The organism is Pseudomonas sp. BGA-UO-ETr-WB11 (genome assembly GCF_059567785.1).
In genome coordinates this window covers 476,907-493,219 of record NZ_JCAQOS010000008.1, presented here as the reverse complement: position 1 = coordinate 493,219, position 16,313 = coordinate 476,907, and the positions used below count along the sequence as shown (strand labels likewise).

19 protein-coding genes are annotated in these 16,313 nt (G+C 62.9%); 8 read left to right on the top strand and 11 right to left on the bottom strand.

Annotated features, from left to right (window positions below; genetic code table 11):
* Positions 1-3: 3 nt before the first annotated feature.
* Positions 4-258: a hypothetical protein gene (locus AC56DI_RS16060; protein ID WP_496347038.1), complete on the top strand. Its 255-nt coding sequence runs from the start codon at positions 4-6 to the stop codon at positions 256-258.
* Positions 259-315: 57 nt separating this feature from the next.
* On the opposite strand, the gene AC56DI_RS16055 is transcribed toward AC56DI_RS16060, so the two are convergent.
* From AC56DI_RS16055 to AC56DI_RS16035, 5 genes are all read right to left on the bottom strand, one after another.
* Positions 316-1,665, bottom strand: a complete 1,350-nt coding sequence (locus tag AC56DI_RS16055) for a DUF1329 domain-containing protein (protein ID WP_496347037.1) — start codon at positions 1,663-1,665, stop codon at positions 316-318.
* A 181-nt stretch (positions 1,666-1,846) separates the two neighbouring features.
* Positions 1,847-2,518, bottom strand: coding sequence for a tRNA (guanosine(46)-N7)-methyltransferase TrmB (trmB, locus tag AC56DI_RS16050; RefSeq protein ID WP_324518981.1), 672 nt, complete (start codon positions 2,516-2,518; stop codon positions 1,847-1,849).
* Positions 2,519-2,609: 91 nt separating this feature from the next.
* Positions 2,610-3,410 (bottom strand): thiazole synthase, encoded by an 801-nt coding sequence (locus AC56DI_RS16045; protein WP_324518854.1) that lies wholly within the window; start codon positions 3,408-3,410, stop codon positions 2,610-2,612.
* 18 nt (positions 3,411-3,428) lie between these two features.
* On the bottom strand, positions 3,429-3,629 hold the full coding sequence (thiS, locus tag AC56DI_RS16040) for a sulfur carrier protein ThiS (protein ID WP_324518856.1): 201 nt from the start codon (positions 3,627-3,629) through the stop codon (positions 3,429-3,431).
* Between the two features lie 85 nt (positions 3,630-3,714).
* Positions 3,715-4,098 carry a DUF423 domain-containing protein gene (locus tag AC56DI_RS16035; RefSeq protein ID WP_496347036.1) on the bottom strand — a complete coding sequence of 128 codons (384 nt, stop codon included), beginning with the start codon at positions 4,096-4,098 and terminating at the stop codon, positions 3,715-3,717.
* A gap of 69 nt (positions 4,099-4,167) precedes the next feature.
* Here AC56DI_RS16035 and mtgA point away from each other — a divergent pair, with 69 nt between their 5' ends.
* On the top strand, positions 4,168-4,896 hold the full coding sequence (gene mtgA, locus AC56DI_RS16030) for a monofunctional biosynthetic peptidoglycan transglycosylase (protein ID WP_496347035.1): 729 nt from the start codon (positions 4,168-4,170) through the stop codon (positions 4,894-4,896).
* A 10-nt stretch (positions 4,897-4,906) separates the two neighbouring features.
* On the opposite strand, the gene AC56DI_RS16025 is transcribed toward mtgA, so the two are convergent.
* The 5 genes from AC56DI_RS16025 to ftsY form a co-directional block, all read right to left on the bottom strand.
* Positions 4,907-5,515 (bottom strand): hypothetical protein, encoded by a 609-nt coding sequence (locus AC56DI_RS16025; protein WP_496347034.1) that lies wholly within the window; start codon positions 5,513-5,515, stop codon positions 4,907-4,909.
* Between the two features lie 69 nt (positions 5,516-5,584).
* Entirely contained in the window at positions 5,585-6,439 is an 855-nt protein-coding gene (gene rpoH / locus AC56DI_RS16020) for an RNA polymerase sigma factor RpoH (protein WP_422588672.1), read from the bottom strand.
* Positions 6,440-6,551: 112 nt separating this feature from the next.
* A complete protein-coding gene (gene ftsX / locus AC56DI_RS16015; protein WP_496347033.1) occupies positions 6,552-7,559 on the bottom strand; it encodes a permease-like cell division protein FtsX in 1,008 nt (335 codons plus the stop codon).
* Positions 7,559-8,227, bottom strand: a complete 669-nt coding sequence (gene ftsE, locus AC56DI_RS16010; protein ID WP_324518864.1) for a cell division ATP-binding protein FtsE — start codon at positions 8,225-8,227, stop codon at positions 7,559-7,561. Before ftsE ends, ftsX begins: the two co-directional genes overlap by 1 nt.
* Complete coding sequence (gene ftsY / locus AC56DI_RS16005; protein ID WP_496347032.1) at positions 8,224-9,996, bottom strand: signal recognition particle-docking protein FtsY; 1,773 nt, start codon at positions 9,994-9,996, stop codon at positions 8,224-8,226. The genes ftsE and ftsY overlap by 4 nt, the downstream gene beginning before the upstream one ends.
* A gap of 207 nt (positions 9,997-10,203) precedes the next feature.
* Between ftsY and AC56DI_RS16000 the strand changes: the two genes are divergently transcribed.
* The 6 genes from AC56DI_RS16000 to AC56DI_RS15975 all read left to right on the top strand — a co-directional run bounded on the left by AC56DI_RS16000 (position 10,204) and on the right by AC56DI_RS15975 (position 15,413).
* Positions 10,204-11,559: a M16 family metallopeptidase gene (locus AC56DI_RS16000; RefSeq protein ID WP_496347031.1), complete on the top strand. Its 1,356-nt coding sequence runs from the start codon at positions 10,204-10,206 to the stop codon at positions 11,557-11,559.
* On the top strand, positions 11,552-13,042 hold the full coding sequence (locus AC56DI_RS15995) for a M16 family metallopeptidase (protein WP_496347030.1): 1,491 nt from the start codon (positions 11,552-11,554) through the stop codon (positions 13,040-13,042). Before AC56DI_RS16000 ends, AC56DI_RS15995 begins: the two co-directional genes overlap by 8 nt.
* A complete protein-coding gene (rsmD, locus tag AC56DI_RS15990) occupies positions 13,042-13,647 on the top strand; it encodes a 16S rRNA (guanine(966)-N(2))-methyltransferase RsmD (RefSeq protein ID WP_496347029.1) in 606 nt (201 codons plus the stop codon). Before AC56DI_RS15995 ends, rsmD begins: the two co-directional genes overlap by 1 nt.
* A 75-nt stretch (positions 13,648-13,722) precedes the next feature.
* Positions 13,723-14,739, top strand: a complete 1,017-nt coding sequence (locus AC56DI_RS15985) for a hydrolase (protein ID WP_496347028.1) — start codon at positions 13,723-13,725, stop codon at positions 14,737-14,739.
* 103 nt (positions 14,740-14,842) lie between these two features.
* Positions 14,843-15,130 (top strand): type II toxin-antitoxin system Phd/YefM family antitoxin, encoded by a 288-nt coding sequence (locus AC56DI_RS15980; RefSeq protein WP_496347027.1) that lies wholly within the window; start codon positions 14,843-14,845, stop codon positions 15,128-15,130.
* Positions 15,108-15,413: a type II toxin-antitoxin system RelE family toxin gene (locus tag AC56DI_RS15975; protein ID WP_496347026.1), complete on the top strand. Its 306-nt coding sequence runs from the start codon at positions 15,108-15,110 to the stop codon at positions 15,411-15,413. The genes AC56DI_RS15980 and AC56DI_RS15975 overlap by 23 nt, the downstream gene beginning before the upstream one ends.
* A 7-nt stretch (positions 15,414-15,420) precedes the next feature.
* On the opposite strand, the gene AC56DI_RS15970 is transcribed toward AC56DI_RS15975, so the two are convergent.
* Positions 15,421-16,080: a TetR/AcrR family transcriptional regulator gene (locus tag AC56DI_RS15970; protein WP_496347025.1), complete on the bottom strand. Its 660-nt coding sequence runs from the start codon at positions 16,078-16,080 to the stop codon at positions 15,421-15,423.
* Positions 16,081-16,313: the final 233 nt, after the last annotated feature.

Genomic DNA, 16,313 nt, shown 5'->3' with positions numbered 1-16,313 from the left:
TGCATGAAAGCCATCAAGCACCTGTATTTGTATTTTCAAGACGGCCAACGCCTGGCCCTGCGCTTCCCCCAGCAACGCGGCGAACCGGCGCAAATTGCGCGCTTGCTGCGCATGCAGCTGGAGTCGCCGTTTATCAGCATCGAGGTCGACGGCGACCTGCTGCTGATTCCCCGCGAGAGCATCAAGTACCTGCAGGTGTGCCCCGCGCCACCCAGCATGCCGGAAGCCACCATCCTCGGCGCCGAACTCATCGACTAAACACCGGACAGAAAAAAACCGCCCGAAGGCGGTTTTTTTGCTGCACACCTTGCGGCCTCAGTTACCTTCGCGGCGCAGGGCCTGCGGGGTAAAGTCGATCGGCGCCAGCTTGGCCTTGAAGTCGTACATCGGCTCGTTGTTGTCCAGGCCATCGGCAAAGTAGCGATTACCCGGGAAGTCGTAGATGGTTTCCAGGGTGCTGCCGAACATTGGCGCATCGTAGTAATTGATCGGATGGCTTTCCTGCAGGCCGACCAGGGTGCCCTTCTTGTCGTAGACGTCCACCGCCAGGATCTGCCAGCTGTCCTCGTCCAGATAGAAGCGACGCTTGGCATACGGATGGCTGAAGCCTTTGCGCAAGTTGGCCTCGACCACCCACACGCGGTGCAGCTCGTAACGCAGCAGCTGCGGGTTGACGGTCTTGTCCTTGAGAATGTCCTCGTAGGGAATGCCTTGCTGGTGCACGGCATAGCTGTTGTAGGGCACCAGCATTTCGCGCTTGCCACTCAGGGTCCACTCGTAACGGTCCGGTGCGCCGTTGTAGGAGTCGACCACGTCGGCGGTGGCCATGCCGTTGGTGTCCGGCTGCAACGAATCGTAGGCCAGCATCGGCAGACGACGCACACGACGCTCGCCGCGGCTGAAACGCCAGGCTTTACGGATCGCCAGGACCTGATCGAGGGTTTCCTGCACCACCAGGGCGGAGCCGGCTAGCTTCGACGGCGCCACTACGTTGTACTTGTAGTAGAACAGGGTGTTGTTCAGCCCTTGCGGGGTCATGCCGTCGCGGCCGTACAGGAAGTAGATGTCCCGCTCCAGCTTGAGCAGGGTGTAGCTGCCATTGCTGAGCACCGCCGCCTGATTGGTGACGAAGTGAATCTGCTCACCACGGTAACGCATGATGTGGTTCCAGATGGCTTCCTGGCCATCCTTGGGCAGCGGGAACGGCGCACCGGCCGCCACCCCTTCAACCCCGTTACCGCCGGAAATCAGCTCGGCATTCAGGGCGTTCATCCGCGTAGCGTCGTAGATCCGTTGCGGGGCCGAAGCACTGCGGCGGGTCGGGTAGACCTGAAGAAAATACTCGGGCTGCTTTTGCAGCAGGGTTTTCAAGCCTTCCGGCAGCATGGCCTGGTATTGGCCCATGTTCTTGCTGTTGATCACGTACTGCACGGCATCGGCCTTGAACGGATCAAGGTGATGCATGCCCGGCTGGTAACCCGCCGGCGCACTGGTGAGGCCACCATCCCAGGCAGGAATGGTCCCCGCGGCATTGCCGGCGCGCTCGGCCCCCAGGGGGGTCAGATCGGAGCCCAGGCGTGCGGCCTGGGTCATGTCGACTTTGGCCTGCGCCTGGAAGGCACAGCCAGCTAGTAGCAGGATTGCAAATTGTCTTAACACCGCCATCTCCTTGCAGCGCGCAGAAACTGCAGCGCCCTGTGAATACCGACAACCATGACGGTTGGGTATTAATCGTTGGCAGGACTCCATGCCTGTGCCGGGTGGCCCGGTCTGTTTAATCATCCTTGCAGCCATGGGCAGGGCATATAAAAACGACTGCGCTTGGCTGTACCGCGTTGAAATCAGGTCAATCTACCCGTGCAAATTTCAGATCCCAGACACCATGACCGAGGCGCTCGCCGCGCCGTTCAAACTTGGTGACCGGGCGCTCGCTGGGGCGCTCGACACAGCGGCCATCGGCTGCCAGGTTACGATAACCCGGCGCCACCTGCATGACCTCCAGCATGTACTCCGCATAGGGCTCCCAGTCGGTGGCCATGTGCAGCACACCGCCAACCTTGAGCTTCTGGCGCACCAACTCGGCGAACTCCGCCTTAACGATGCGGCGCTTGTGATGGCGCGACTTGTGCCATGGATCGGGGAAGTACAACAGCACCCGGTCAAGGCTGGCATCGGCAACGCAATCGCGTAGCACTTCCAACGCATCACAAGTGTAGACGCGGATGTTGCTCAGATTCTGCGCCAGCGCGCCATTCAACAAAGCACCGACACCGGGGCGATGAACCTCGACGCCGATAAAGTCCTGCTCCGGCGCGGCCGCGGCCATCAGTAGGGTTGAATGGCCCATGCCAAAGCCGATTTCGAAGGTGCGCGGCGCACTGCGGCCAAACACCTGATCGAAGTCGCGCAGGCCGTCGGCCAGCTCCAGGCCGAACTTGGGCAAGCCCTGCTCAAGGCCACGCTGCTGGCCTTCGGTCATGCGTCCAGCGCGCATGACGAAGCTCTTGATGGCGCGCATGTGGCGCTGTTCCTCGGCAGGTGCCGCAGGCTCGTGCGATTCAGTCATGGATCTACTCTTGAGTAATAGGGTTCTTGCCAGCAGGCGCGGCTCAGGCGATCAGCCCGTTCAGCGGCGACGAGGCGCTGGCGTAGAGTTTTTTCGGCATACGCCCGGCCAGATAGGCCATGCGCCCGGCGATCACCGCATGCTGCATGGCCTGAGCCATCAGCACCGGATGCTGGGCATGGGCGATGGCGCTGTTCATCAGCACCGCCTCGCACCCCAACTCCATGGCGATGGTGGCATCCGAGGCGGTGCCCACGCCGGCATCCACCAACACCGGCACCTTGGCCTCTTCGAGGATGATGCGCAGGTTGTAAGGGTTGCAGATGCCCAGGCCGGTGCCGATCAGGCCCGCCAGCGGCATTACTGCGATGCAGCCGATTTCGGCCAACTGGCGGGCAATGATCGGGTCATCGCTGGTGTACACCATCACGTCGAAGCCTTCCTTGACCAGTACTTCGGCGGCCTTGAGGGTTTCGATGACGTTGGGAAACAGGGTCTTCTGGTCGGCCAGCACTTCCAGCTTGACCAAGTTGCGGCCGTCCAGCAGCTCACGGGCCAAACGACAGGTGCGCACCGCCTCGATGGCGTCAAAGCAACCGGCAGTATTGGGCAGGATGGTGTAGCGATCCGGCGGCAACACGTCGAGCAGATTGGGCTCGCCCGGATTCTGGCCAATGTTTGTGCGGCGCACCGCCACGGTCACGATCTCCGCCCCCGAGGCCTCAATGGCCAGGCGGGTTTCTTCGAGGTCGCGGTACTTGCCAGTGCCCACCAACAAACGCGACTGGTAGGTACGCCCGGCCAGTACAAAGGGTTTGTCGTTGGGGGTTTGGATCAGGCTCATGAAAACTCCTTAGCGGCGTTAACCGCCGCCAATCGCATGCACCACTTCCAGCACATCACCTGGCTGCAACTGGCGGCTGGCATGCTGACTGCGCGGCACGATGTCCAGATTGAGTTCTACCGCCACGCGGCGCTCAGTCAGTTGCAGCTGCACGAGCAGGTCCGCGACGGTGGCACCATCGGGCAACTCTACTGTTTCACCGTTCAACTGAATGTGCATGACAAACCGTGTGCAACTCGAAGGGGCCCGCATTCTAGCCCGATCACCGGCGATGACCAAGACCAAAGGCCGCCACTGGTCTAGCTCAACCGACGCGTGCCGGCAGACGCCAGGCAGCCAGGCCCAGACAGAACCAACCCGCCAGAAACATCAGGCCACCCACAGGCGTGATCATGCCCAAGGCACCTATGCCACTCAGCGTCAGGGCATACAGGCTGCCGCTGAACAGCAGAATGCCGACACAGAAGCACACCCCCGCAGCCCTCAACAGACGCCCGCCCAGGCGTTGCCACAACGCAGCCAGCGCCAACAACGCCAGGGCATGCAGCATCTGGTAATGCACCCCGGTCTGAAACACCGCCAGGTACTCGGCGGACAACTGCCCTTTCAAGCCATGGGCAGCAAAGGCACCCAGCCCCACACCAGTAAAACCGAACAACGCAGCCAGCAACAGCAACACACGGAACATAGAGAACCTCCAGACAGCAGCAATACGCTGGCTATAATGGCCCGCCCACCCCACCTGGCCAAGCCATCCATGCCGCGATCCCTGCTCCGTCGTTTTTTCAAGCTCCTGCTCGCGGCGGCCGTGACCTCTGTAGTGCTGGTGGTGGTGATGCGCTGGGTGCCACCGCTGGGCAGCGCCCTGATGGTCGAACGCAAGATCGAGTCCTGGCTGGACGGCAAGCCAATCGACCTGCAACGCCAATGGCGGCCGTGGGAGCAGTTGCCGGACGACCTGAAGATTGCCGTGATTGCAGCCGAGGATCAGAAGTTCGCCGAGCACTGGGGTTTTGATCTCGCCGCCATTCGCTCGGCCCTGGCCCACAACGAGCGCGGCGGCTCGCTGCGCGGCGCCAGCACCCTCAGCCAGCAAGTGGCCAAGAACCTGTTTCTCTGGTCCGGCCGCAGTTGGCTGCGCAAGGGCCTGGAGGTCTGGTTCACCGGCTTGATCGAGCTGTGCTGGTCGAAACAACGAATTCTTGAGGTGTACCTGAATACCGTCGAATGGGGCGATGGTGTATTCGGTGCCGAAGCTGCCGCCCGCGCGCACTTCGGCAAGGGTGCGCCCTACCTGTCGAAGCAACAGGCCGCCTTGCTGGCGGCGGTATTGCCCAACCCGCGGGCCTGGAACCCGGCCAAGCCGAGCACCTATGTGGCCCGGCGGGCTAACTGGATTCGCCAGCAGATGTGGCAACTGGGCGGCAGCCACTACCTAAACCAGCTGCAACCACACTGGTCACTGGGCTGGACGGACAAACCCTAAACAGACCGACTCAGCGCTGCATGGCGCGCTTGGGTACCGCGTGCAGGGTCAACACCACGTCATCCTGCACCCGCACCGTCAGCCCCCACTGCGGGTAGACCCAGGCTTCACCCTCGGGCAACGGCAAGCGCAGACGCGGCTGCCCGAGGGTCGCTGCCACACGCTCAGCCGGTACGCTGGGAGGTGCCGTGAACTCCACACTCTCGATTGGCTGACGAGCCAGCTGGCCGACCATCTGCGCGCTCAGCGGTTGCTCCTCGCGCGCCAGCCCCACAGCCTTAACCAGACTGGCACGCTCGGCGCTGCTCAGCTGCACCTCGGCCTGCACCTGCCAGAGCCCCTCGTCCCCGCTCACCGGCCCGCGATAGAGCAGGCGCGCTCCTTGCTCGGCGGGTTGCGACTGCAACCACAACTCACCCTCGACCTGGGCACTCAGGGCCGCAAGGGACAGGCGCTCTTCTACCAGCGGCTGCAGTACCCGCGTCTGCCAGTCGGCCAACCATGGCAGCGGCGTTGGCGCTTGCGGCCCACGCATCAGCCAGGCGCCCCAGGCAAAAAACAACCCGGCCAGCAGGGCGAACAACAGCCAGTGCTGAGCCCGCAGTGGTTGCATCGACATGAACCTCTCCCAAAAAACCAATGGCCATAAAAAAGCCGCACGGTGTGCGGCTTTTCGGGGGTGTTGCGCTTACGCCTGGATCGAGCCCTTGAGCTTGTTCATGGCGTTTTTCTCCAGCTGGCGAATGCGCTCGGCAGAGACGTTGTACTTGGCCGCCAGCTCATGCAGGGTGGCCTTCTCTTCCGCCAGCCAGCGTTGCTGCAGGATGTCGCGGCTGCGCTCATCCAGGCCTTCCAGCGCTTCGTGCAGATGGGCAGTGGAGTTGTCGCTCCAGTCCGAAGCTTCCAACTGCACGGCAGGGTCGTAACGATGATCCTGCAGGTAGTGGGCTGGTGACTGAAACGCCTTGTCGTCATCGTCATCAGCCGCCGGGTCGAAGGCCATGTCGTGGCCCGTCAGGCGGCTTTCCATCTCGCGCACTTCACGGGGCTCAACGCCCAGGCTTTCCGCCACGGCGTGCACTTCATCGTTGCTCAGCCAGGCCAGACGCTTCTTCTGGCTGCGCAGGTTGAAGAACAGCTTGCGCTGCGCCTTGGTGGTGGCGACCTTAACGATGCGCCAGTTGCGCAGGATGAACTCGTGAATTTCCGCCTTGATCCAGTGCACGGCAAAGGACACCAGGCGCACACCCATCTCCGGATTGAAGCGCTTGACGGCCTTCATCAGACCGACGTTGCCTTCCTGGATCAGGTCGGCCTGGGGCAAGCCATAACCGGAGTAACTGCGGGCGATATGCACGACAAAACGCAGGTGGGCCAACACCATCTGGCGGGCCGCTTCCAGGTCTTGCTGATAGAACAGGCTCTCGCCCAATTCACGCTCCTGCTCAGGGCTCAACAGCGGAATGCTGTTTACCGCATGCACATAGGCTTCCAGGTTGGCACCCGGGACTAAGGCATAAACAGGTTGCAAAGAAGTGGTCATGCGAATCCTCCGACTCACGAAACGGGCTGCAGTCTAACATTGTCGATTTAGTCAGGGAACCGCAGGAAAAGTTCCCTTACACTTACACAAACCCATTAAAAACAAACACTTACTATCTTGGTGCAAGTTCGCGCAGGTGGCGGGCGACGGCCAGCCAGGCACCAATATAGCCCAGCAACACCGCCCCCAGCAGCAGCGACAGACCATCGGCCGGCGGCACGCCACCCAGGGCGAAGTCGCTGCCATACAGGCCGGCCAGGCGCACCACGGCGTCATTCAGCCAGTCCAGGCCGAAGGCCAACACCAGCCAGGCCAGCAAGCCAGCACCCACGCCATACAGCGCACCCATATAGAGGAACGGCCGACGCACATAGCTGTCGGTGCCACCCACCAGCTTAATGACCTCGATTTCGGTGCGGCGGTTCTCGATGTGCAGACGAATGGTATTGCCGATCACCAGCAACAGCGCCGACACCAACAACAGGGTCAGACCAAAGACGAAACGCTCGCCGAGCTTGAGAATGGCGCTCAAGCGCTCGACCCAGACCAGGTCCAGCTGTGCCTGCTCGACATTCGGCTGCTCCGCCAGGCGCAAGCGCAGAGCCTCCAGATTGGCTTTATCGACCACTTCCGGGGTGACCAGAATCACGCTCGGCAGCGGGTTATCCGGCAAGTCCTTGAGCGCCTCACCGAGGCCCGACAGCTGCTGGAACTCTTCCAGGGCCTGCTCGCGGCTGATCCAGTCGGCGGCGGCCACGTCGTCCATTCCGGCAATCTCGTCGCGCAGGCGCTGGGCCTCGGCCGGGCTGGCCTCCAGCTTGAGAAACAGAGAAATCTGCGCGGCGCGCTGCCAGGAGCCGCCAAGACGCTCGACATTGCTCAACAGCAACGACAAGCCCATCGGCAGGCTCAGGGCAATGGCCATCACCAAACAGGTAAAGAAGCTGCCGATCGGCTGTTTGAGCAGACGGCGCAGGCTGTCGATCAGGCTGGTGCGATGACTCTCGGCCCAGGCATGCAGCAACTGCTGGAAGCTGGGGCCGTCACTGACCGGTTTTTCCGGCTTGTTCGGGCTGCCGCCGACCCGTTCGGCCGGTTGCGAATTACGTGTGGCACTCATCAGCTGGCCTCCCCGTCACCAATCAAGCGGCCGCGCTGCAGGGTCAGCATGCGGTGGCGCATGCGCGCAATCAGCGCCAGGTCGTGACTGGCGATCAGCACGCTGGTACCCAGGCGGTTGATGTCTTCAAACACGCCCATGATTTCCGCGGCCAGGCGCGGGTCGAGGTTACCGGTGGGTTCGTCCGCCAGCAGCAACGCCGGCTGATGCACCACTGCGCGGGCAATGCCTACGCGCTGTTGCTGGCCGGTGGAGAGGTCGCCAGGGTATTGCTCGGCCTTGTCCGACAGGCTGACGCGCTCCAGGGCCGACATCACCCGCTTGGCGATATCGGCCTTGGACAAGCCAAGAATCTGCAGCGGCAGGGCGACGTTGTTGAATACAGTGCGATCGAACAGCAGCTGGTGGTTCTGGAACACCACGCCGATCTGCCGGCGCAGGAACGGAATCTGCGCATTGGTGATGGTCGACAGGTCCTGACCAGCCAGCAGCAGCTTGCCGCTGGTGGGGCGCTCCATCGCCAACAACAAACGCAGCAGAGTACTTTTGCCGGCGCCGGAGTGGCCGGTCACGAACAGGAACTCGCCACGGCGCACGCGAAAACTCAGCTCGTGCAGGCCGACGTGGCCGTTGGGGTAACGCTTGCCGACCTGCTCAAACCGAATCATGCACGCTCCTGACCATCGAACAGGGCGCGCACAAACGGCTCCGCCTCGAAGGTGCGCAAATCATCAATGCCTTCGCCAACACCGATATAACGGATCGGCAAGGCAAACTGCTTGGCCAGGGCGAAGATCACCCCGCCCTTGGCGGTGCCGTCCAGCTTGGTTAGCGCCAGGCCGGTGAGGTTGACCGTCTGATTGAACTGCTTGGCCTGGTTGATGGCGTTCTGCCCGGTGCCGGCATCCAGCACCAGCAGCACTTCGTGGGGCGCCGTGTCGTCCAGCTTGCCGATCACCCGACGGACCTTCTTCAGCTCCTCCATCAGGTTGTCTTTGGTGTGCAAGCGCCCTGCGGTGTCAGCGATCAGCACATCCATGCCGCGCGCAGTGGCAGCCTGCACCGCATCGAAGATTACCGAAGCCGAGTCGGCACCGGTGTGCTGGGCGATGACCGCAATCTGATTGCGCTCGCCCCACACCTGCAACTGCTCGACGGCGGCGGCGCGGAAGGTGTCGCCGGCGGCCAGCATGACTTTCTTGCCTTCCAACTGCAGCTTCTTGGCCAGCTTGCCGATGGTGGTGGTCTTGCCAGCGCCGTTGACGCCGACCACCAGAATCACGAACGGCTTGTTGGCCGCGCTGATCTGCAGCGGCTTTTCCACCGGACGCAGCAGCGCCGCCAGTTCTTCCTGCAGCGCCTTGTACAGAGCACCGCTGTCGGCCAGCTCTTTACGCGCCACGCGTTTGGTCAGGCTTTGCACGATGGCCGTGGTGGCTTCAACGCCAACGTCGGCGGTCAACAAACGGGTTTCAATCTCGTCCAGCAGATCGTCGTCGATGGCCTTTTTGCCGAGAAACAGACTCGCCATGCCCTCGCCGAGACTGGCGCTGGTCTTCGACAGGCCCTGCTTGAGGCGGGCAAAGAAGCTGGCTTTTTGCTCTTCCGCACTGACCACGGCGGCGGTGGTTTCTGCCACAGGCACGACAACCGGGGCTGCGGTTGCGCTTGCCGCGATCTCGCTAGCAGCAGGAGCAGGCGCCGCGCCGGGCAACAGACGGGCGAAGAAACCAGGCTTGGTCGGGGATTCAGCGGGCGCATCAGAATTGGGACCGACAACCAGCGACAAATCACTGGCTGGTGCCTCGACTGGCGCCGGGCTGACAGCAACAGCCTCGACTACCGCCGCTTCCACAGTCGCGAGCACAGCAACCGGTTCGGGCGCCGCAACAGGCGTTGCAACCACCAGCGCCACAGGTAATTCAGGTAGCACAGCCGGAGTCTCGACCACAGGCTCGGCCGCGGCAGGCGTAACGACTGCGACGTCGACTACCGCCACGTCAGGGATGACCGGCTGCGCAGCCGGCTCGGCAGGCGCCACGCTGATCGGCGCAGGCGTGGCTGCTACAGGCGTTTCCACTACGGCGGGAGCAGCCTTGAAGCGGGCAAAGAAACCGGGCTTGGCCGCCGGCTCAACCACCGCCGGTGTCACCGGTGCTGGCGCGTCACTGACCAGCGGGGCAACGGTAGGCGCAACAGGCTCAACCGTTGCTTCAACCACCGCCTCAACGGTAACAACGGCCGCTGGCAGTGGCTGCGGCACAGCCGGGCCTGCAGCCTCGGGCGCAGGCGCGACCGGCAAGGGCTCGGCGCTAGGGGTGGCCGGCGTTTGAGCAGCAGGGGTTTCGCCCTGGGGCTTTTTACGCATCCAGCCGAACAGGCTTTTCTTCTCGCCGGAGTCGCCCGGAGTCTTCTTGTCGTCGTCGGAACCAAACATGAGGCACGGGTATCTCAAGGAAGCGCAGCACGGCTACTCGACAGCTCAGTTCAACCACGCCAACGCCGGAAAAACGGGCGCTACGCGGACAAAACCAGCTTGTCGCAGTACTGGCCGTGGTCGCCAGTAAAACGGATGCGTATCCTAGCACCTCCTCACCCGCCGACGCTAAGGCCACGCGGGCCGTCTGACAGGTCAAATAATTCGATGAAGTCACTTACTCGCAGCGCCACCAGCCTGCTGTTATTGGCCCTGTGCCTGCCGTCACTGGCCGGCGCCAGCAGCGCCCCAGCCACCCATGAATTTCGCCTGGACAACGGCCTCAAGCTGATCGTGCGTGAGGATCACCGCGCCCCGGTGGTGGTCTCCCAGCTTTGGTACAAGGTTGGCTCCAGCTATGAGACGCCGGGCAAGACCGGCCTGTCCCACGCACTCGAACACATGATGTTCAAGGGCAGCGCCAAGCTCGGCCCCGGCGAATCCTCAAGGGTGCTGCGCGAACTGGGCGCGGAAGAAAACGCCTTCACCAGCGACGACTACACCGCCTATTACCAAGTGCTGGCCAGCGACCGCCTGAGCGTCGCCTTCGAGCTGGAGGCCGACCGCCTGGCCAGCCTGCGCCTGCCGCCGGAAGAATTTAAGCGCGAGATCGAGGTGATCAAGGAAGAGCGTCGCCTGCGCACCGAGGACAACCCCTCGGCCAAGGCCTACGAGCGCTTCCAGGCCCTGGCCTTCCCCGCCAGTGGCTACCACACCCCGACCATTGGCTGGATGGCTGACCTCGAACGCATGACCGTCGAGGAGCTGCGCGCCTGGTACGAAACCTGGTACGTGCCCAACAACGCCACCCTGGTGGTGGTCGGTGACGTGGTGCCCAGCGAGGTCCACGCCCTGGCGCAGCGCTACTTCGGCAGCATCGCCCAACGGCCGGTGCCCCAGGCGCAAATCCCCCTGGAACTGAGCACCCCCGGTCAGCGCCTGCTGACCCTGCATCTGCCGACCCAACTGCCGAGCCTGATGATGGGCTTCAACGTGCCGGGCCTGGCCACCAGCAAGAACCCGCGCGAGGTGCATGCCCTGCGCCTGATCGGCGCCCTGCTCGATGGCGGCTACAGCGCACGCCTACCGAGCCGCCTGGAACGCGGCGAAGAGCTGGTCTCCGGGGCAGGCTCCAGCTACGACGCCTACACCCGCGGTGACAGCCTGTTTGTCCTCAGCGCCACACCCAACGTGCAAAAGGGCAAGACCTTGACCGAGGTCGAAGCCGGCCTCTGGCGCCAACTGGAAGACCTGAAAACCACCCCGCCGAGCGCCGAGGAACTGGCTCGCGTGCGCGCTCAGGTGATCGCCGGCCTGGTCTATGAGCGCGACTCGATCACCAGCCAGGCCACCACTATTGGCCAGCTGGAAACCGTCGGCCTGTCCTGGCAGTTGATGGACGCGGAGCTGGCCGAACTGAGCGCCGTCACCCCCAGCGACATCCAGCAGGCCGCACAGACCTACTTCACCCGCGACCGCTTGAGCGTTGCCCATATTCTTCCCGAGGACACCCGCCATGACTGAGCGTAACGGTATGCGCTATGGGGTGCTGGGCCTGATCGTCCTGACCCTGCTGATCTTTCTCGGCCTGATGGTGGCCATGCAGAGTTCCTCCACCAGTGAACCCACTGCGCCGGGCGCAACAGCTGCTCCCGCACTGGAATCCCTGGCCGCCCTCGACGGCCAGGCACCGGCTCGCCGCGTCCTGGATATCCAGACCTGGACAACCGCCGAAGGTGCCAAGGTGCTGTTTGTGGCCGCGCCGCAACTGCCGATGTTCGACCTGCGCCTGACCTTCGCCGCCGGCAGCAGCCAAGACGGCAACGTGCCCGGCCTGGCCATGCTGACCAACGCCATGCTCAATGAAGGCGTTGCCGGCAAAGACGTCGGCGCCATCGCCGAAGGCTTCGAAGGCCTCGGCGCCCACTTCGGCAACGGCGCCTACCGCGACATGGCCGTCGCCAGCCTGCGCAGCCTCAGCCAGCGCGACCTGCGCGAACCGGCCCTGGCGCTGTTCACCGAGGTACTGGGCGCGCCGAGCTTCCCGGCGGACTCCCTGGCACGCATCCAGAACCAGCTGCTGGCCGGCTTTGAATACCAGAAGCAGAACCCCGGCAAACTGGCCGGCATCGCCCTGTTCGAAGCCCTCTACGGCAGCCATCCCTATGCTCATTCAAGCGATGGCAACGCCCAGTCGATCCCAGCCATTACGCTTGAACAGCTGCGCGCCTTCCACGCCAAGGCCTACACCGCCAGCAACGCGGTGATCGCCGTGGTCGGCGACCTTAGCCGCAGCGAGGCCGAAGCCATCAGCGCCCAGGTTTCGGCCGCCCTGCCCAAGGGCCCGGCCCTGGCCAAAACCCCGCAGCCAGACGTGCCCAAAGCCGGCCGCCAGCATATCGAGCACCCCTCCAAGCAGACCCACCTGCTGCTGGCCCAGCTCGGCATCGACCGCCGCGAACCCGACTATGCCGCGCTGTATATCGGCAACCAGATCCTCGGTGGCGGCGGCTTCGGCACCCGCCTGATGGAAGAAGTGCGCGAGAAGCGTGGCCTGACCTACGGCATCTACTCCGGCTTCAGCGCCATGCAGGCGCGCGGACCGTTCATGATCAACCTGCAGACCCGCGCGAAACTCAGCGAAGGCGCCCTAACGCTGGTGCAGGACATCCTGCGCGACTACCTGGCCAACGGCCCGACGCAGAAGGAACTGGACGACGCCAAACGCGAACTGGCCGGCAGCTTCCCGCTGTCCACCGCCAGCAACGCCGACATCGTCGGCCAGCTCGGCGCCATGGGCTTCTACGACCTGCCGCTGACCTACCTGGAAGACTTCATGGCGCAGATCCAGGTGCTCAGCGCCGAACAGGTGAAAACCGCCATGGCCAAGCACCTCAGCCCCGAGGCCATGCTGATCGTCAGCGCCGGCCCAACCGTGGCGCAGCAACCCCTGCCGCCGCCCACTGAGCGTCCCACCGCACAACCTACTGGCGTCCCGGAGCACTGATGCGCACTCGCACCCCCTCGCACAAAGCCGTCCCTGCCCACAGCGGCCAAGGCCAGCTGCGGATCATTGGCGGCCAATGGCGCTCACGCCAGTTCGACTTCCCCATGGCCCACGGCCTGCGCCCCACGCCCAACCGTGTGCGCGAAACGCTGTTCAACTGGCTAGCGCCCTACGTCGAAGGCGCCAAGGTGCTGGATGTGTTCGCCGGCAGCGGCGCACTGTTTCTCGAAGCCCTGTCGCGCGGCGCCGGCAGCGCCCTGGCCCTGGACCTCAATAGCGCGGCCATCAACAGCCTGCGCGGCCACCTGCTGACCCTGCGCTGCGACAACGGCCAACTGCTGCAGACCGACGCCCTGCGCCACCTGGAGCAACAGCCCGCGACACCGTTCGACTTGGTGTTCCTCGACCCGCCGTTCAGCCAAGGCCTGCTGCTGCCGGCCTGTACCCTGCTGGAAGAAAAGGGCTGGCTGGCCGCCGACGCCTGGGTCTACACCGAAAGCGAAAACCCGCCCTCCAGCCTCGGCCTGCCCGGCAACTGGCGCCTGCACCGCGAACAGAAGGCCGGCCAGGTGTATTACGCGCTGTGGGAACGCAGCGCCGCCTAAGCCCTCGCCCCTCGATTAACCGCGGGGGCACGCTATCGACTCCCCCGGATTGCATCCGGGCTACGGCCAACACCCATGAACCCAAGCTTCAAACCCGCCTGGTGGTTGCCCGGCGCTCACCTGCAAACCCTCTGGGCGTCGTTTCTGCGCACGCCAATCTCGCTGGAGCGCACGCGTGAGCGGCTGTGGCTGGCCGATGGCGACTTTATCGACCTGGACTGGCACGGCCCCCACGACGCCGAGGCGCCGCTGGTGTTGCTGCTGCACGGGCTGACCGGCTCCTCCAGCTCCCATTACATTCTCGGCCAGCAACAGGCCCTAGCCGCGCAAGGCTGGGCCAGCGTGGCGCTGAACTGGCGCGGCTGTTCCGGCGAGCCGAACCTGTTGCCACGCGGCTACCACTCCGGGGTCAGCGACGACCTCGGCCTGGTCATCGCCCACCTGCAAGCCGCCCGGCCGCTAGCACCGCTGTATGCGGCAGGGTATTCACTGGGCGGCAATGTGCTGCTCAAGTACCTCGGCGAACGTGGCGAGCAATCCGGCCTGCAGGCGGCGGTGGCAGTGTCGGTGCCGTTTCGCCTGGACCACTGCGCCGACCGCATCGGCCTGGGCTTTTCCCGCGTGTATCAGGCGCACTTTATGCGCGAGCTGACGGCCTACGTGCAGGCCAAGAAGCGTCGCTTCGCCGACGCCGGTGCGAGTCAAAACCTGAGCATTCTGGAACAGCTGGGGCCGCTGGACGGCATGCGCACTTTCTGGGATTTCGACGGCCAGATCACCGCGCCATTGCATGGTTACGCCGACGCCGACGACTACTACCGCCGCGCGTCCAGCCGCTACTTCCTCGGCGCGATCCGCGTCCCCACCCTGCTGATTCAGGCCGCCGACGATCCCTTCGTGTTCCGTCACAGCGTGCCAGAACCCGACGAACTGGCGCCAGCCACCGAACTGGAGCTGCACGCCAAGGGCGGCCATGTCGGTTTTATCGACGGCAGTTTGCGCACACCGGGGTTTTATCTGGAGCGGCGGATTCCGCAGTGGTTAACAGCGCAAATTACTGACAATAGCCGCACAACCAAAAAAGCACCTTGAAAGACACCTTTAGGAGCACTATGTTAGATGCTTTACTGACAATGAAGAACCCGCGTCATGGACGACGTGGGTTCGTGCCCTTTTAGACCCCGAGTGATAAGCGATGGCCTTTTTAATTCATGCCGATGTAGCAGCATCAATCACTGAGCTGAAAAAAGACCCTATGGGAACCATCAACGCAGGACTAGGTAACGCGGTAGCGATTTTGAACCGCAACGAACCAGCCTTCTACGCGGTCCCCCCACATCTTTATGAAGCTTTGCTCGAACTTGCTGATGATGACGCTCTAGCCGCGCTGGTTAGAAAACGCATTAAAAGCAATGAGCCTGCTGTGGCTGCACGCATCGACCAAGATGGAAACCTGACATTTGAAGACGCCATACAAGCTTGAGTTTTTACGGTCGGCACAAAAGGAATGGACAAAACTCAGCCCGCAGATTCAGCAGCGTTTCGCCAGGAAGCTAGCTGAGCGATTAGCCAACCCAAGGATTGCCTCGATGGCACTGCGCGGACTGGATAACTGCTACAAGATCAAGCTTCTAGCTGATGGATATAGGCTTGTTTATCAGGTCATTGATGCTCGCTTAGTGGTGTCGGTTGTCGCCACAGGCAAGCGCGACAAGCTCGCCGTCTACCACGACGCCGCTCAGCGTATTCAATCAAGCGCAGATTGACGCCAACCTAAAGCACCTGCGCCAGCGGCACATAGAGTTTGTCGTGCAAAACCTGCAGGGCAGGGCGCGCAGCAGGGGAAAGGAAACCACTCTCCAGCGCCAGCACCTGATAGATACCACGACGCAACTGCGCTTCGCTGATATCCAGATGCTCTCCGCGCGTGGTGCTGAGGAAACGCACCCAGGAGGTCAGGATGATCCAGCTGTTGAGGGTCAAGGCCTCGATCTGCGCACTGTCCATTAACAGAATGTCGGCGTCGACAAAGCCTTGATAGATGCCCTGGGCCGCCACCAGACAACGCTGGGCAAACAACCTGTAGCGCTGCGCCAGTTCGGGGTCCGCTTCCAGCAGGTGTTCCAGATCGCGATGCAGAAAGCGGTAATGCCACATCGCCGCCAGCAACGCCTCCAAGTAAAAAGTCTTGTCGCTCACGGTCAGCGCCCGGCCAGCCGGTGGGCGCAAAAACAAGTCAACGCGACTCTCATACTCGACAAACAGCTCGGCGATGATCGCCTGCTTGTTGCGGAAGTAGTAATACAAATTGCCGGGCGAGATCCCCAGGTGGGCGGCGATGTGATTGGTGGTCACGCTGCGCTCGCCCTGGGCATTGAACAGCTCCAGGCTGCCTTGAATGATGCGCTCGCGGGTTTTGATCCGGGGTGCCATACAGCCTTCAACTCGGTAAACGCCGACATCGCCGGACGTGTCTAAAAGGGTAACAGGATCGGCCAATTGCCCGTTGTTGCGCAATCGCGGCGCATCATTTGCGACGTCGAAAGGCGTGCCACTAACTTTTCGTTTGCTACCCAGCATGCCCTTAGCACGCCATGCTATTTGACAGAATAGAGCAATTACTCTAAAAATCCAGCCACAGCGCGTCACTCCTTCCGCCTCGCCAA

Bases quoted from the DNA above. Each gene is read 5' to 3' on its own strand.
- AC56DI_RS16060 (WP_496347038.1), top strand. From the start codon at position 4: ATGAAAGCCATCAAGCACCTGTATTTGTATTTTCAAGACGGCCAACGC.
- AC56DI_RS16055 (WP_496347037.1), bottom strand. From the start codon at position 1,665: ATGGCGGTGTTAAGACAATTTGCAATCCTGCTACTAGCTGGCTGTGCC.
- trmB (WP_324518981.1), bottom strand. From the start codon at position 2,518: ATGCGCGCCATCAAGAGCTTCGTCATGCGCGCTGGACGCATGACCGAA.
- AC56DI_RS16045 (WP_324518854.1), bottom strand. From the start codon at position 3,410: ATGAGCCTGATCCAAACCCCCAACGACAAACCCTTTGTACTGGCCGGG.
- thiS (WP_324518856.1), bottom strand. From the start codon at position 3,629: ATGCACATTCAGTTGAACGGTGAAACAGTAGAGTTGCCCGATGGTGCC.
- AC56DI_RS16035 (WP_496347036.1), bottom strand. From the start codon at position 4,098: ATGTTCCGTGTGTTGCTGTTGCTGGCTGCGTTGTTCGGTTTTACTGGT.
- mtgA (WP_496347035.1), top strand. From the start codon at position 4,168: ATGCCGCGATCCCTGCTCCGTCGTTTTTTCAAGCTCCTGCTCGCGGCG.
- AC56DI_RS16025 (WP_496347034.1), bottom strand. From the start codon at position 5,515: ATGTCGATGCAACCACTGCGGGCTCAGCACTGGCTGTTGTTCGCCCTG.
- rpoH (WP_422588672.1), bottom strand. From the start codon at position 6,439: ATGACCACTTCTTTGCAACCTGTTTATGCCTTAGTCCCGGGTGCCAAC.
- ftsX (WP_496347033.1), bottom strand. From the start codon at position 7,559: ATGAGTGCCACACGTAATTCGCAACCGGCCGAACGGGTCGGCGGCAGC.
- ftsE (WP_324518864.1), bottom strand. From the start codon at position 8,227: ATGATTCGGTTTGAGCAGGTCGGCAAGCGTTACCCCAACGGCCACGTC.
- ftsY (WP_496347032.1), bottom strand. From the start codon at position 9,996: ATGTTTGGTTCCGACGACGACAAGAAGACTCCGGGCGACTCCGGCGAG.
- AC56DI_RS16000 (WP_496347031.1), top strand. From the start codon at position 10,204: ATGAAGTCACTTACTCGCAGCGCCACCAGCCTGCTGTTATTGGCCCTG.
- AC56DI_RS15995 (WP_496347030.1), top strand. From the start codon at position 11,552: ATGACTGAGCGTAACGGTATGCGCTATGGGGTGCTGGGCCTGATCGTC.
- rsmD (WP_496347029.1), top strand. From the start codon at position 13,042: ATGCGCACTCGCACCCCCTCGCACAAAGCCGTCCCTGCCCACAGCGGC.
- AC56DI_RS15985 (WP_496347028.1), top strand. From the start codon at position 13,723: ATGAACCCAAGCTTCAAACCCGCCTGGTGGTTGCCCGGCGCTCACCTG.
- AC56DI_RS15980 (WP_496347027.1), top strand. From the start codon at position 14,843: ATGGCCTTTTTAATTCATGCCGATGTAGCAGCATCAATCACTGAGCTG.
- AC56DI_RS15970 (WP_496347025.1), bottom strand. From the start codon at position 16,080: ATGGCACCCCGGATCAAAACCCGCGAGCGCATCATTCAAGGCAGCCTG.